11 protein-coding genes and 1 riboswitch are annotated in these 12072 nt (G+C 45.9%); of the genes, 6 read left to right on the top strand and 5 right to left on the bottom strand.

Annotation, left to right across the window (positions count from 1 at the left end; all coding sequences use genetic code 11):
- The 3 genes from V2H45_RS22735 to V2H45_RS22725 all read left to right on the top strand — a co-directional run.
- The coding region (locus V2H45_RS22735) for a hypothetical protein (protein WP_330485978.1) at nucleotides 1-493 on the top strand (493 nt) is incomplete at its 5' end.
- 243 nt (nucleotides 494-736) lie between these two features.
- Nucleotides 737-1483 (top strand): metallophosphoesterase family protein, encoded by a 747-nt coding sequence (locus V2H45_RS22730; protein ID WP_330485977.1) that lies wholly within the window; start codon nucleotides 737-739, stop codon nucleotides 1481-1483.
- A 154-nt stretch (nucleotides 1484-1637) separates the two neighbouring features.
- Nucleotides 1638-3200: a tetratricopeptide repeat protein gene (locus V2H45_RS22725; protein ID WP_330485976.1), complete on the top strand. Its 1563-nt coding sequence runs from the start codon at nucleotides 1638-1640 to the stop codon at nucleotides 3198-3200.
- Between the two features lie 140 nt (nucleotides 3201-3340).
- Here the strand turns inward: V2H45_RS22725 and V2H45_RS22720 are convergent, their stop codons facing one another.
- The 4 genes from V2H45_RS22720 to V2H45_RS22705 form a co-directional block, all read right to left on the bottom strand.
- Nucleotides 3341-4087, bottom strand: a complete 747-nt coding sequence (locus tag V2H45_RS22720) for a HupE/UreJ family protein (protein ID WP_330485975.1) — start codon at nucleotides 4085-4087, stop codon at nucleotides 3341-3343.
- A riboswitch (cobalamin riboswitch) is annotated at nucleotides 4062-4207 on the bottom strand. It overlaps the preceding gene by 26 nt.
- Before the next feature lie 110 nt (nucleotides 4208-4317).
- Complete coding sequence (locus V2H45_RS22715; protein WP_330485974.1) at nucleotides 4318-5265, bottom strand: PhoH family protein; 948 nt, start codon at nucleotides 5263-5265, stop codon at nucleotides 4318-4320.
- A gap of 11 nt (nucleotides 5266-5276) precedes the next feature.
- Nucleotides 5277-6377 (bottom strand): peptidylprolyl isomerase, encoded by a 1101-nt coding sequence (locus V2H45_RS22710; RefSeq protein WP_330485973.1) that lies wholly within the window; start codon nucleotides 6375-6377, stop codon nucleotides 5277-5279.
- 180 nt (nucleotides 6378-6557) lie between these two features.
- Entirely contained in the window at nucleotides 6558-7217 is a 660-nt protein-coding gene (locus tag V2H45_RS22705) for a hypothetical protein (protein ID WP_330485972.1), read from the bottom strand.
- Nucleotides 7218-7400: 183 nt separating this feature from the next.
- Here V2H45_RS22705 and V2H45_RS22700 point away from each other — a divergent pair, with 183 nt between their 5' ends.
- Nucleotides 7401-8339: a histone deacetylase family protein gene (locus tag V2H45_RS22700; protein ID WP_330485971.1), complete on the top strand. Its 939-nt coding sequence runs from the start codon at nucleotides 7401-7403 to the stop codon at nucleotides 8337-8339.
- Between the two features lie 182 nt (nucleotides 8340-8521).
- The gene (locus V2H45_RS22695) at nucleotides 8522-9589 is read left to right on the top strand and encodes a glycosyltransferase (RefSeq protein ID WP_330485970.1); all 1068 of its coding nucleotides are present in this window, start codon (nucleotides 8522-8524) and stop codon (nucleotides 9587-9589) included.
- Between the two features lie 106 nt (nucleotides 9590-9695).
- Here the strand turns inward: V2H45_RS22695 and V2H45_RS22690 are convergent, their stop codons facing one another.
- Nucleotides 9696-10397: an ABC transporter ATP-binding protein gene (locus tag V2H45_RS22690; RefSeq protein ID WP_330485969.1), complete on the bottom strand. Its 702-nt coding sequence runs from the start codon at nucleotides 10395-10397 to the stop codon at nucleotides 9696-9698.
- 97 nt (nucleotides 10398-10494) lie between these two features.
- Here V2H45_RS22690 and grpE point away from each other — a divergent pair, with 97 nt between their 5' ends.
- Nucleotides 10495-12006, top strand: a complete 1512-nt coding sequence (gene grpE, locus V2H45_RS22685; protein WP_330485968.1) for a nucleotide exchange factor GrpE — start codon at nucleotides 10495-10497, stop codon at nucleotides 12004-12006.
- The last annotated feature ends 66 nt before the right edge of the window (nucleotides 12007-12072 follow it).

Below are 12072 nucleotides of genomic sequence, written 5' to 3'. Positions count from 1 at the left end.
AGAGGAATGTAGGGTCTTTATTCACCATTATAAAAGATGTCAAATCGGTTCTATATCTGACGGGAAAAATAGTTGGTGTTTAATTGGAACATGTCCTACGACGGGAGCAGAGCGACTAGCGAATAAACGCCGACCTCAAATCGAGTCAAGAGATCTAGCGATTGATCGGCTTACAGATCGAATTTTCTACAGTTTTAACGAACAATTAAATCATCGCAAACTTCAACCTAGTGATGATAGATATATTCGAGAATGGAAATCCATTCGTGAAACAGTCGATCGAGAAATGAGAACTTCTTTGTCTTGTGGTAGTAATTGGAGATTGTTTGACTATGACGATCCAAACAATTCGGGTGCCTATACATCTCGTTCGCTCGATCGCATTGCAGATACAATTGTTAACACTCGGTATCCTGATGAGTCTGATGCCACCAAAAAAATTCATTGGTCTGGCATTCGTCAGTCATTGTCGATATCCGATCCTTGTAAGTAAATTTTAAAAGCTTATTTACCGCTAAAAAACTGGCTTTTATCCTTGATTTTGACTGAATAAACTTTCTTACATGATAGATAAAACAAAATTATTAAGCGTTGACATCTTTACTTTGTCTGGATTGAGGTTTAAAAAGCATAAATAAAGTTAAAATTTGTTAGAGACCCGACCCTTATACAACTTATTGTGTGAGATATGCTAGTCAAAATCGCAATTTCATTTTAGATCCGGGGATAAAATACATTGAGCCGATTTGTCATTGGAGATGTTCACGGTCAATATGACGGGCTAATGATGTTGGTTAAGCAAATCAACCTAAAGCCTACAGATCAGCTATTCTTTTTGGGAGATTTGATCGATCGCGGTACCCAAAGCTCTGCTGTGGTGGCTTGGGTGATGAAACAGGGTCATTTCTGTCTAAAAGGAAATCACGAGCAAATGTGCATTGAAGCATTTGCTGCACCCGATACTTCAACTGTCTGGAATGGATGGTTAGTTAATGGTGGCATGCGAACCCTAGAAAGCTATGGCGAAGCAGGTATGCTCGATGAGCATTTGGATTGGATGTCAAACCTGCCTTTGTATCTCGATCTAGGCGATGTTTGGTTGGTTCATGCGGGTCTAAATCCTTACTTGGCGATCGAAGAGCAAGGAGAAGAAGAGTTTTGTTGGATTAGGGAACGATTTCACCGTAGTACGGAACCTTACTTCCCCAACAAGACGATCATCACTGGGCATACCATTACCTTTATTTTTCCTGAAGTCGATCCAGGGCAACTCGCGCTAGGCATAGGTTGGCTAGATATCGACACAGGTGCTTATCATCCTAAAAGTGGTTGGCTGACTGCCTTGGATATCGATCGTGCGATCGTGCATCAGATTAATGTTTTTACCCGAGCCGTAAGATCTTTACCGCTTTCAGAGATTGCTGTACCTGTTAAGCCGATTGAGGAAAGACAGCCCGTAAAACGTAAATGGGCTTGGGCATAGGGCTTAAAATATCCTCTGTCACGCTGAGGTCAGCAGCATTTTGAGCCAAATTTAGCGGCAAAAATTAAGCTGAATTGATGAGAAAAAGTTTTCTGGGAATAGTTTAGGATGGGTGTGTCGGTAATCCTAGCAAAAAGGACATCCAAAAAATTTTATGATCAAGCAAGCGATTACTAAGATTTCTACGGTTGGATTTATTTCACTGGTTAGTTATCTGCCCGTGGGTGCCCGATCGCAAGCTGCCCCTCTATTTGCCGAGCCGATCGCTCAAACTGCCACGCCAACGGAAACACAACCCGAGCAAAATCCAAATGCGGCGATCAAACTGGTAGAACAGGCAAATGTCTTAAGAGAGCAAAACAAACTGACTGAGGCAGTCGCACTTTACCGACAAGCAATCTCTCTCAATCCTAATTTTGTCCCTGCCCATTATGGCTTAGGGGTTACGCTGCGGCAACAAGGGGACATTGACGGGGCGATCGCTTCCCATCGACGCGCGATCGAACTCGATAAAAACTATACACCCGCCTACTACGGTCTCGGCATTGCCCTATACAAACGGGGCGATATGGTGGGGGCGATTAATGCCTACAACGCATTCATTCGTCTCAGCAAACTAGATGCCAGTTTAGCCTCGACCTACTACAATCTCGGTCTGGCTGAAGAACAACGCAATAATCTTGATGGTGCTGTCGCTGCCTTCCAGAAAGCGGTAAGTTTAGATCCGCAGTATGCCCTTGCCCATAATGGTCTGGGATCTGTTTTGCGCCGCCAAGGCGATCGCAAGGGCGCAATTACCGCATTTCGACAGGCAATTACACTTGCGCCCCAGTATGCGACGGCTCATTTTTCCTTGGGTATAGCCCTGTATGAAGACAAAGACTATGATGGCGCTATAGAGGCATATAGACGCGCGATCGCAATTAACAATCGCTTCCCTAACGTTTTTTACAACATTGGGATTGCCTACGATGCTAAAGGCGACACCGATCAAGCCATTCTTTCCTACAGGCGGGCGATCGAGCAAGACAATAAAAATGCTGATGTGTACGCGGCGCTAGGCACTGCCTTGCTAAAAAAAGAAAAAGCGCCTGAAGCGGTTGAGATGTTTCGTCGCAGTATTGAGTTAAATCCTAAAGTTGCAGCCAACTATAATGGGTTGGGTTTAGCCTTGCGCCGTCAAGGCGATCTAAGTGGGGCGATCGCTGCCTACGAGCAGGCGATTAATCTCAGCCCTAGATATGCCGCTGCCTACAATAATCTCGGGCGTGCCTTATCCGACCAAAATAAACCAGTGGATGCGATCGCCGCGTTTCGGAAAGCGATCGAGTCCGATCCCAGAAATAACGTTGCCTACAGTAATCTAGGGAATCTACTCCGCACCCAAGGAGACAGTGCTGGCGCTGTTGAGGCTTTTACCCGTGCGATCGTCTATGGCAAAGAGGAATTATGGGTTGATTACACGAGTCTTGGTTTAGCCCTTGCCGATCAAGGCAAAATGCGAGAATCGCTAGACGCATACAATAAGGCAATTTCTCTTAACCCCAGTTACGCTAGGGCTCATTTTGGTTTAGGGGCTTTATACACGATGCAAGGCGATATTAGTAGCGCAATTCGCTCTTATCAAGAGGCATTGAGGCTCTACGAAGCTGACAATAATACGGAGTGGGTAAAGCGTACCCGACAGGCTTTACAGGCCTTGCAGGGCATCACCTAAAGCAATAGATTCATCTCAAACTAAGAAAGACAGTTGTAGTAACAATTCATGAATTGTTACTACAACTGTCTTTCCAGACTCTCTGACATTTTCAAGGTTACTGGGGATCTAACTGCATTTTAGGCAGTTAGATGAATTGATTAGATTTTGGGAATTGGAAATAGAACGGCAACAACTTGGGAAGCAAAGAAAGCTAGCCCAATACCAGAAATCACTAGACCCGCAGAACGCAACTGTATGGAAGATTGCTGCTCTGCTTTTTGCCTGAGGATGGTTGCCCTACCAATCCAAAATGCAAGGAGTGACACCACCAGTTGCACAACTGTAAATCCAATCAGATAGGCAATTAGAGGGGTAGTTTCTGCGCCAAAAATGGATTCACCATAGGCATAACCATGAAATATGCCTGCAAGCGCTGAAAGCCCTGCAACGACAAAAGTATTAAATCTATCCTTCTCAACCAGCAAAATACCGAATAACAAGATCGAGCCAGAAACAAATAGCTCAACTCCTGGGAGATTTATACTGGCTAGATGTGCCCCTGTGCCAAGCATCGCAGATAATACAAACGAAATTGGAATCATCAGTCCCTGCCGCTTGATCGCAGCAAGCAAACCAACTGCCACAATAAATGCAAAATGGTCGGGTCCAATCAAGGGGTGCGCTATACCAGACATAAAACCTTCAAAGAAGTTAGATGCCATTTTTCCACCCATGGCATGGTGTGCAAAAGCTGGTGTGGCTGACAGCAATAAAACACTAAACAATGCAGATAAACCGACTGCCTTATAGACAACTTTATTAAAAGGAAGAAGCCGAGAATTCTTAAATTTATTCATTTTCTGTGCCTCGCAGATATAGAAATGAGCAAGATCATCGGCGGGCATCCTGACTCAGAGATTTTTGCGACCTCATTACAGTTGCGGGACAGTGTTGGACTTACACCAAGCTTTCCCCGTTAACTCTGACGGTCAAATTCCGACAGAACCGACTTTATAGCTTAATAAAGATATCACCGTTTGAAAGTACCCAATCCTGCCTACGCAATTCTTAATTATGGCAACTGTGACAGCTAAATACTTTTTCTCACAAACAAGGCTCGGAAATAATTTGCAAGCTAATGTTCGGCTAGCTCATAGGCAGCGACAATTTTTTGTACGAGCGGATGGCGCACGACATCAGACTTGGTAAAGTGACTAAAAGCAATGCCTTCAACCCCTTCCAAGATTTTTTGCGCCATTTTTAGCCCAGATTTTTGGTGATGGGGTAAGTCAATTTGGGTGACATCCCCTGTTACCACCATGCGAGAGTTAAATCCCAGCCGCGTCAGCACCATTTTCATTTGGGAGATCGTGGTGTTTTGGGCCTCATCCACGATGATGAAGGCATTGTTTAACGTGCGACCTCGCATATAGGCAAGTGGGGCAACTTCAATCACGCCACGCTCGATCAAGCTGGGGATTTTTTCTGGATCCATTAACTCGTATAAAGCGTCATAGAGAGGGCGCAAGTAAGGATCTACTTTTTGTTGCAGATCGCCGGGTAAAAAGCCTAGCTTTTCGCCTGCCTCTACGGCAGGGCGAGTTAAGATCAGACGCTCAAACTCCTGATTTTGCAATGCCTTGACGGCTGCCACCGCCGCCAGAAAGGTTTTACCAGTTCCCGCCGGTCCAATCCCAAAGATCAGATCGTGGTTTTCCATGTCCCGCACGTATTGCTGCTGCTTGAGCGTACGTGGCTGAATCTGTCCACCTCGATGGTTCTTGGTAATCGCTGGGCGATCGCTCCATGATTCCGCCCGTTGTTCTTCCACAGCTTGTTTGGCTGCCAAAATATCGACCGAAGCGATCGCTCGATCTTGCGACCAGAGTTGCTTGAGGGCGCGAATAATCTGCAAACAGAGAGAAATCTCTGGTTCAGTGCCCTCGATCAGTAAATCTTGACCGCGCAGAACCAATTTCGTGCCTGTCTCAAGGGCAATTAATTTAAGGTTTTCGCCCCTAGTCCCTGCCAAACGTATGGCACTACTGGGACTAGGCAGACTGAAAGTTTGGGATTCACCCATGGGGTTATAAATTACTTGCTAGTAACGAGGTTTTCTAACCCGCTAATGACGCGAGCAGAAAGAATTTTGTCTCCTAGCTTTAGTTTACGCAAAACTTCTTCACCTGTGGTGACATATCCAAAAGCCGTGTAGTTGCCGTCGATCAAATTTAAACCCGCAGGGGTGAGATCGGACTCAAACAAATACAGAAAGAATTGTGAGGAACCACCATTGGGATCGCTCCCAGGGTGAGCCATTGCCACAGTACCATAGGCAGAAAACGGTAGTACGGGTAACGTGCCAACCAGTCCGAGTTCATCAAAGGTATGCTCGTAGACTGGATCTTTTTTATTCACAACGCGAATTTCTAAGGGCACAGTGCGGACTTTACCTGTGGCGGGATCCACAAAGCCATCTGCCTCACCCGCAGGATCGCCAGCTTGCAGGAAGAAGTTGTCATCCGCCCGATTAAAGGTCAAACCGTTGTAAAAGCCCCGTTGAACCAAATCGACAAACTGACCTGCATTGACGGGGGCACTAAAGCCATCCAAGGTCATCGTGAAACTTCCTTTTTCCGTTTCCATTTCGACGATCGCTCTGCCCTTAAGTTGGGGCAATCCTGCATATTTTGCGGGAACTTCAAAGGGAAATGCTTGAACCATTTGGCTCTCAACCGTTCCTACATATTCCAGTGCTTTTTCGCTCAGGGGTTTGATGTTGTTTCTGTCTTTGGTGGCGATCGCTTCTTGGAGGGAAATAACTACGTTGTTGAGGCTGGTGAGGTTTTCTTCTGCTGATTGTTTTGCCGTTGGGATGACACTTGCCAAAATCTGCTCGCGTTTTTGCGACACATTGGACAGGATGCTATCGATATCTTTGCTTAGACCTTTCCAGCGTTTGAGATTGGCTTGGCGGGGCATGCCTTCTAATTTAAGCTGAATCTCCCGCACGATCAGATTGTCAACGGGTAAAGCATTTCGTAGCAAAACTCTTGCGTCCTTGATCGCGCTTTTATTGGGTAAAGCCGCAAAACTAGGCTGAGGATAAACCACACACCCAATTGCTATCAAAAATGTCATTGCGATCGCAACTGCGGTCAGCGACCAATTTGCCAAGAATTTATTTCTAACCATGAGACCTAGATGAATGAACTAGCCATCTAAAATGCTAGGACATTTGGGAACCAGAGAAAAAAATAAAATGATTCGTTATCGCAATCCTCAATGAGTTGTAATAATTTGTAGCGCAGGCATCTTGCCCGCATGGGTTAGATGTACTACGTTCGCAAACAAAAAGGATCGCTATAGAAAAAATTAACTGGGACGCACAAACCAGAGGCTTCTTTTGCCGTCGTGACTAATACAGTCAACGATTAGATCTTTGACTTTAAGCGGCAACCGCGATTCTTTTCTGGCACGACGCAGCATGCTGGACGAGCATTCTAAAATTTTAGCGACCTCCGTGGTACTCCAGAGACGAGTAAACACGTCATCAGGCAGATTAGACATATTCTTGGCAATCTCTGACCAAGACTGTACGTAAATATCTGTCGCGTCTTCGTGCTCGATGGTCACCGCTGGTTCACTTGGTTCACCTATCCCTTCAGGGACGACAGGATCGGCGTCTAATGTACCGTAAATATCAGTATCGACATAAAGTTGTAAATTAAGGATGTCTTCCCAGCTTTTTAAAAAATCTGAGCTGGCAGGATCCTCTATATCCTCTGGCTCGACTAACACATGATAGTTAGGCTTGCGAGGAGGGTTGGGCGGAAAATCTATAACAGAAAAATCTTCGCTATGTTTTGGCTCAGTCTTTAATTGCAGAATGAGATCTGAAAGTGCTTTAACAACACTTTCTTTGCGTCCATTTTTATAAAGAGCAAAAAGCTCGCGTACCAGCGGGATAAGCTCTTCTGGTACTGAAAGTATGGCACTATCTAGGTGATCGCTGGGCTGGTGAGTATCTACCACGGGGCTTGTTACTAGACATTTTTAAGGGAAATTACTATTGACAAGCAAGCAAGACATAAAAAACAACAATCAAGTAAATATGCAATGCCTAACGGATAATTCTTAAAGTATAGCGTTAGGTTAAACGTTAAATTGAATTGCGATCGCATTGGCTCAGATATTCACCTAGAATACCCACCCTCTATGCCTTTATCAACATTTCCGATCATTTACTCAGATCAGTTTTTAGAACATCAAACTGGGGTTTATCATCCTGAAAATTCGGGGCGATTAACCGCAATTATCGAGGCTTTAAAAACTTCTGAGTTGTCAAATCGTTTGACATGGAAACAGCCTACGCCGATTCAACAACGCGATCGCCTGCGGCAAGAGATAGAGCGCTTTCATACACCCGCATATATCGATGCCGTGCAGGCAATATCCGAACGGGGTGGTGGTCATATTGATGGGGATACGATCGCGTCGAGCCGCACCTATGAGGTGGCATTATTGGCAGTGAGCGCATGGTTAGATGGGGTCGATCTCGTCTTAGCCTCAAACGAACCCGCTTTTGTCGTAGCCCGCCCACCAGGGCATCACGCCCGCGCTCACACGGGAATGGGGTTTTGTATTTTCTCGAATGCCGCGATCGCGGCACTCTATGCCCTCGATTTTCCGAATATTCAACGAGTGGCGATTTTAGATTGGGATGTGCATCATGGCAATGGCACGCAAGAAGCCGTTTGGGATCGTCCAAATCTTGCCTATGTTTCTACCCATCAAGCCCCTTTTTATCCCTATACAGGCGATCTTGAGGAAACAGGAGCCCATGGCAATGTCTTGAATTTACCGATGAGAGCGAATTGCTCGCTTCAAGAATATTTGGTCGTATTTGAGCAACGTGTCATCCCTTTTTTGCAAGACTTTAAACCAGATTTACTCATTGTCAGTGCGGGGTTTGATGCGAATTCCAGCGATCCTTTGGCGAGTATGTCCCTCAAGCCTCAAGACTATGGCGTTTTCACAAAACTCTGTTTGCAGCTTACCCGCAAAATTGTATTTGGCTTAGAAGGTGGCTATGAGTACACTAGTTTGGCTGAGTCAGTATTAGCTGTTGTGGGGACTTGTCTGGCTAGCGATTAGCCCTTGGCTCTCTTGCGAGATACAAGGGCTTAACTTACAGGTTGGACTTACGCTCTTTACCCCACAGATTCAGTTCCCTCCACGTTACAAAGGGAGGATTATGGAGGGGGAACTCCTCACTTTCCACTGATAACCGATAACCGATAACTAACTGATAACTGATAACTGATAACCAAAGAATTATGAGACTTCTATTTATCTCAACTCCTGTCGGTGCATTTGGTTCTGGCGTTGGTGGGGGCGTTGAGCTGACCGTTGAGAACGTAGCGAAGGAACTGATGTTGCGATCGCATACGGTTCATCTGGCAGCTTGTGTGGGTTCTCAATCGCAGGCGATCCCATTGATCACGATCCCAGGGGAAGTGCATAGCTTTGCCCAAAATCAAACAAGAACCGATCCCGTGAGTTTCCCCAATAATTCGGTTTTAGCGAATCTGTGGAGCTATGCCCGTGAAATGCAAGATAGTTATGACTTAATCGTCAATTTTGCCTACGATTGGTTGCCATTCTATCTCACCCCGTTTTTTGACACCCCGATCGCCCATTTTGTCAGTATGGGCTCGTTGTTAGATTCGATCGACCGCGCGATCGCTCAAGTCGTACAACAATATCCCGATCGAATTGGCGTCTACACCCAAACCCAAGCCGATACCTTCGATCGCCCGTTCCCTATGGGTAGTCAGTTTCGTCTCTTGGGTAGTGGTATCGATCTCGATCTGTATGAGTTTCAGCCCACTTCAGCCGCTCGTTTGGCTTGGGTTGCCAGAATTTCACCTGAAAAAGGGTTGGAAGATGCGGCAGCGGTGTCTGAGGCAACAGGGCTAGAGATTGATGTCTTAGGTAAAATGCAAGATCGAGAATATTGGGAACAGGTACAGCAAGATTTCCCTAAAGCGAAATTGAATTATCTGGGCTTCCATCCCACCGAAAAACTACAGGAACTCATGGGAGCTTGCCAAGCACTGTTAATGACACCGAAATGGGTTGAGGCTTTTGGGAATGTTGCGATCGAGGCACTCGCCTGTGGTGTTCCCATTGTCAGCTATGCCAGAGGGGGCCCTGTGGAAATTATCAAACATGGCAAGACAGGTTATTTAGTGGAACCTGATAATGTACGAGCCCTGTGTGATGCCGTCACAGCCGTGCCTCGGATCAATCGGATTGTCTGCCGCCGCGAAGCCGAGGCGGAATATTCGCTAACCGCTTTAGGCGATCGCTTTGAACAGTGGTTTATCGATATTCTGGCCTAAATTCTGGTTTGTTAAAAAGATGGGTGGCGTATGAAATCCCGCAAGCAAATGGCTCTGAAATAAAAGCCACACCTTTGTAATATCAGTTCTAGCTCATCGAAAAAACTTATCCTAGATAAGCTTTGCGAACGCGATCGTCCTCTAAAAGATCGGATGCTGCCCCAGCGATCGCGACTTGACCTGCTTCTAAGACATAACCGCGATCGGCAGTTTGCAATGCTAGATGGGCATTTTGTTCTACCAGTAAAATTGTTACGCCCATAGCGTGTAAATTGGCAATCACGCCAAAGATTTCCCGCACGATTTGCGGCGCAAGACCTAGGCTCGGCTCGTCGAGCAAAAGTAATTTAGGACGACTCATGACAGCTCGGGCGATCGCCAGCATTTGTTGTTCGCCACCACTCAAAGTCCCAGCGAGTTGTTGCCGCCGTTCGCCCAAACGGGGGAAAATCTGAAATTGTCGTTCGATGTCGGCTTTAATGCCAAATTTGTCCGATCGCGTGTAAGCGCCCAATTCTAGGTTTGTAAGCACAGTTTGACGTGCTAGCACTCTCCTGCCTTCAGGGCTCTGGGCAATGCCCATACAGACCACTTGGTCGGGGCGTAGCTTGGTAATGTTTTGACCTTGGTAGAAAATTTTGCCGCTACGGGGACTGACCAAACGGGAAATGGCACGTAGGGTAGTGGATTTTCCCGCACCGTTTGCACCTACGAGCGTCACGATTTCCCCTTCATTTACAGTTAGATCGATCCCTTGTAGGGCCTGAATTCCCCCGTAGTTGACATTGAGGTTTTCGATCTCCAGCATGGGCAATTCCTAAATTTGATATGCAGAAACAAAAATCTAGCGTACAATCCCCTGCTAGTTTCTGCAATTTTTTGGCGTAATCGATCGCAATTTAGCTATGCGTGATGCTTTTGAGTCAAAAACTGAATCATCGAAGGATAAAGATCCCAATTCTCAAACCTTTGAGCAGGCATTAATGCAGTCAGGCTATGCCACTGCCGAGCAAATCCAGCAGGCTTTGCAGATCGGTCGCGAAAAACGCATGTTATTTGTGTATGCCTTAGAAATGGTAATTGGGCGATCGCTGCCCAGAGAGCTAGTAAAGCTTTATATGCAGTCGAGATCTCAAACCAACTCGATTTTTGCCGCCAAGGTTTATCCATTTCCCAATTCAAAAACGAATTCAACCGTTGAATTTGTTAGGGGTTCGGACGTGAATTTAGAAACGATTTCGAGCGGTAACGCCGAAACAACCGATCGCATTTTTGTGGGGAGTGAGAGTCCAGAGTTAAGTTTATCTGCGGGACTTTCTCAAAATCCAAGCCCAAGTTTCAGCCAAACGGAGAAACCCACGATGATGCGCGAAGAGTTTGTGATAGAGGCTTCTACAGGTTTGGAGCCTTCGCTTCAACCATACGATCTCAATTCTGTTCGAGACCATTATAACGGGTTACAAAAGCCTCAAAACGGTCAGGAGTCCTATGAAGCTACAAAAGGATTCGTAAATTCTACAATTGCTTCTCCTACGGAACCCATCGATCGCCCTATTGAGGATTTGATCGCACTCATCCGAAAATGGGCGACTGGGGAGGTTAAGCCAGAGTCCCATCCTTTCCCAAATAGCGAAATTGCTGTGTGGGAGACCAAAATGCAAAATACACTGAAAGAGTTGGCAGAGGTACGCGATCGCCTCGCCCAAACGCAGGAAGAAGCAAACCAGAAACAACTAGAACGCGATCGCCTATCAGAGCAATTGCTAAAATTAAAGCAGGAATTGAGCAAACGCGATCGGCAGTTAGCTTCTCTATCGAGCAAACACGAACAGGAACTCACCAAAAAAGAACAACAGCTCAACAGCATCTTTCAGGAATTGTTACAAGTGAGGGCGGAACTTATTGGTTCCGAGCCAGAGGTTGGAACTCAAGAAAAGACCAATCCTCAAGCTGCCCAAAAGTCCTCATACGATTCAGCAAGCAATTCAACAGCTAATTCAACACCAGCCGCCAATCCACCCACTAATCAAATTCAAAATCAAGAGCATCTACAAGCTCAACTCACGCAAAAAGAAGAGCAGGTTAAAGCCGAAATCTTTAAGCGATTGCTCGTAACGCTCGACATCTTCGACTTGGCTATCCATCAGGTCAAGCCTCAAACCGAAAGGGAGCAGATGATTCACACTAGTTACCAGCGTTTGCGGGAGAAACTCATGCAGGATCTAAAACAGTTTGGTGTTTCAGCCATGGAGACCACTGGGCAAATTTTCGATCCCACGTTCCATGAGGCGGTAATTGCCCAACCCACCGATCGCTATCCAGAGGGAACAATTATGACTGAAATTCGACGGGGCTATCTATTTCAATCAAAGGTGTTGCGTTACGCGCAGGTAAAAGTTGCTGTTTCCAACCAATAGAAAAAATTCTGGTTTAGAGAGTGTTTGAGAAGTTAAGCAAGACGTTTTAGGAGGATTTGAATCATC

Source organism: Tumidithrix elongata BACA0141 (assembly GCF_036349135.1).
Lineage (GTDB): Bacteria > Cyanobacteriota > Cyanobacteriia > Pseudanabaenales > Pseudanabaenaceae > Tumidithrix > Tumidithrix elongata.
Note: the sequence above shows the minus strand (reverse complement) of the source record. Positions and strands in the feature narration are given on the sequence as shown.

Excerpts from the sequence above, each read along its gene's own strand:
- V2H45_RS22725 (WP_330485976.1), top strand. The coding sequence starts at position 1,638 with ATGATCAAGCAAGCGATTACTAAGATTTCTACGGTTGGATTTATTTCA.
- V2H45_RS22720 (WP_330485975.1), bottom strand. The coding sequence starts at position 4,087 with ATGCCCGCCGATGATCTTGCTCATTTCTATATCTGCGAGGCACAGAAA.
- V2H45_RS22715 (WP_330485974.1), bottom strand. The coding sequence starts at position 5,265 with ATGGGTGAATCCCAAACTTTCAGTCTGCCTAGTCCCAGTAGTGCCATA.
- V2H45_RS22710 (WP_330485973.1), bottom strand. The coding sequence starts at position 6,377 with ATGGTTAGAAATAAATTCTTGGCAAATTGGTCGCTGACCGCAGTTGCG.
- V2H45_RS22700 (WP_330485971.1), top strand. The coding sequence starts at position 7,401 with ATGCCTTTATCAACATTTCCGATCATTTACTCAGATCAGTTTTTAGAA.
- V2H45_RS22695 (WP_330485970.1), top strand. The coding sequence starts at position 8,522 with ATGAGACTTCTATTTATCTCAACTCCTGTCGGTGCATTTGGTTCTGGC.
- V2H45_RS22690 (WP_330485969.1), bottom strand. The coding sequence starts at position 10,397 with ATGCTGGAGATCGAAAACCTCAATGTCAACTACGGGGGAATTCAGGCC.
- grpE (WP_330485968.1), top strand. The coding sequence starts at position 10,495 with ATGCGTGATGCTTTTGAGTCAAAAACTGAATCATCGAAGGATAAAGAT.